Here is a 2,918-nt window from a genome sequence, read left to right as displayed (position 1 = left end):
CCGCCATCGCGAGCAGGCTCACTCCTACAGGGATATGCATCAACCCACCATTTTTTATCTGAACCAGGCCCGCACAGGATCGTCATCTACAGTGAACTTGCGCGGGCCTATACTTGAAACGTCACGGAGAACCACACTATGAGCACTGATGGTGCTTTGAGTCGAAGCCGTCTGTTGCCGAGCCTGCTCGGCATCCTGCTTCTGCTAATGGGCCTGGCCATGTTGGCAGGCGGGATCAAGCTGAGCATGCTTGGCGGCTCGCTGTATTACCTACTGGCCGGTATCGGCCTGACGCTGACCGGCGTGCTGCTGATCCTCGCCCGCCGCACGGCGCTGGGCCTGTACGCACTGGTGCTGTTCGCCAGCACCGTCTGGGCACTATGGGAAGTCGGCCTCGATTGGTGGCAACTGGTGCCGCGCCTGGCGATGCTGTTTGCGCTGGGCCTCGTCATGCTGCTGCCGTGGTTCCGCCGTCCGCTGCTGCGCGAAGGCGCTGCACCGCTGGGCACCGGGGCCCTGAGCGTCGCCGTGGTAGTGGCAGGCGTAGCCGCTTTGGCCAGCCAGTTCACCAACCCCGGTGAAATCAAAGGCCAACTGGACCGCGACAGCGTTCCCGGCATGACCAACACCGCACCGGCCATGCCCGACGGTGACTGGAACTCCTACGGCCGCAGCGCCCATGGCGATCGTTACTCGCCCTTGGCACAGATCACGCCCGAAAACGCCCACAAACTGGTTCCGGCCTGGACCTATCGTACCGGCGACCTGCCGGGCCCGAACGATCCGGGCGAGACCACCGCCGAAAACACCCCGCTGAAAGTCAACGGCATGCTCTACGTGTGCACGCCGCACAGCCAGGTGATCGCGTTGGATCCGGACACTGGCAAGGAGATCTGGCGTTTCGATCCGAAGCTCTCCACGCAAAACGCGGCGAACTTCAAGGGTTGGGCGCACATGACCTGCCGTGGCGTGTCGTATCACGATGACGCCGCCTACGCCTCCGAACAAAGCCCGACCGGCAGCGCCAGCCCGGCCGTCGAGAATGCTTGCCCACGCCGCATCTTCCTGCCGACCGCCGACACCCGTCTGATCGCTCTCAACGCCGACACCGGCAAGATGTGCGAAGACTTCGGCGACAAGGGCCAGGTTGATCTGCGCGCCAACATCGGCGGCTTCACGGCCGGCGGTTACTACTCCACCTCGCCTCCGGCGGTCACCAAAGACCTGGTGGTGATTGGCGGCCACGTGACTGACAACGTCTCCACCGACGAGCCAAGCGGCGTGATCCGCGCGTTCGACGTGCACACCGGCAAACTGGTGTGGAACTGGGACAGCGGCAAGCCGGACGACACCACGCCGATTGCCGAAGGCCAGACCTACACCCGCAATTCGCCGAACATGTGGTCCATGTTCGCCGTCGATGAAAAACTCGGCATGCTCTACCTGCCGATGGGCAACCAGACCCCGGACCAGTACGGTGGCGATCGCACCCCTGAATCGGAACTGCACGCCGCCGGCCTGACCGCGCTGGACATCGCCACCGGTAAAGTGCGCTGGCACTTCCAGTTCACACACCATGACCTGTGGGACATGGACGTCGGCGGCCAGCCCACCCTGATGGATCTGAAAACCGCTGACGGCGTGAAGCCGGCAGTGCTGGCGTCCACCAAGCAAGGCAGCATCTACGTGCTGGACCGCAGCACCGGCCAGGCCATCGTGCCGATCAATGAAATCCCGGTGCCACAAGGCGCGGTGGAAGGCGACCACACCTCACCAACCCAGCCAAAGTCCGACCTGAACCTGATGCCGCCTCCGTTGCAGGAACGCGACATGTGGGGTGTCACCCCGTTCGATCAACTGATCTGCCGGATCGACTTCAAATCCATGCGTTACGACGGCCCGTTCACACCGCCATCGCTGCAAGGCTCGATCGTTTATCCAGGCAACTTCGGCGTGTTCGACTGGGGCGGCATCTCGGTTGACCCGGTGCGTCAGATTGCTTTCGTGAACCCGAGCTACATGGCGTTCAAATCGAAGATGATCCCGGCCGCCGAAATCGCCGCCCAAGGCCCGCGTAAAAGCGAAACCGAAGGCGTGCAGCCGAACAAAGGCGCGCCGTATGGCGTCGTCCTCGAAGCCCTGCTGTCGCCAATGGGCCTGCCGTGCCAGGCACCGGCCTGGGGCTACGTGGCAGCGGTTGACCTGACCAACGCCAAAGTCCTGTGGAAACACAAGAACGGCACCGTACGCGACAGCTCACCGGTTCCGATCCCGTTGAGCATGGGTGTGCCAAGCCTGGGCGGCACCTTCACCACCGCCGGTGGCGTAGCGTTCCTCAGCGGCACCCTCGACCAGTACCTGCGTGCCTATGACGTGAAAAACGGCAAGCAACTGTGGGAAGGCCGCCTGCCGGCCGGCGCGCAAACCACACCGATGACCTACACCGGCAAGGACGGCAAGCAATACGTGCTGGTTGTTGCGGGCGGTCACGGGTCGCTGGGCACCAAGCAAGGTGACTATGTGATGGCGTACAAACTGTCCGAGTAAGTTTTAGCGGCGGTTAAATGAAAGGCGACTCCTGTGAGGGGGTCGCCTTTTTTGTGGCCGCAATATTCGCCACACAGCAGAACAAATGTGGGAGCGGCGGTGCGACGATTCGACTTGTTCGCGAAAGCGGCAGGTCAGGCAACATTTACGTTGAATGTTAAACAGCCTTCGCGAGCAAGCCCGCTCCCACATTTCGATTGATATCAGTCTGAGAAATCTGTGAGTGTCCTACAGCTGCGGCGGTCTTTGAGGAGGATTCCGACAGGTACTGTCGGTTGTTGTGTCAGAAGCTCTGGAGATAGGCTTTGTGGGTCGCTGCAAATTCAGCGACCGGGCGTCGCGGTCCGAATTAGCTTACTTGGTGCATAATC

At 61.9% G+C, this 2,918-nt stretch carries 1 protein-coding gene; it reads left to right on the top strand.

The annotated features are described in order from the left end of the window. Positions 1–138 precede the first annotated feature (138 nt). Positions 139–2,547, top strand: a complete 2,409-nt coding sequence (locus AC1DRJ_RS23325; RefSeq protein ID WP_477804229.1) for a glucose/quinate/shikimate family membrane-bound PQQ-dependent dehydrogenase — start codon at positions 139–141, stop codon at positions 2,545–2,547. Positions 2,548–2,918: the final 371 nt, after the last annotated feature.

This window comes from Pseudomonas sp. P5_B2, assembly GCF_056400445.1.
The sequence above is the reverse complement of the archived record's forward strand: the minus strand, read 5'-3'. Positions and strand labels throughout refer to the sequence as shown.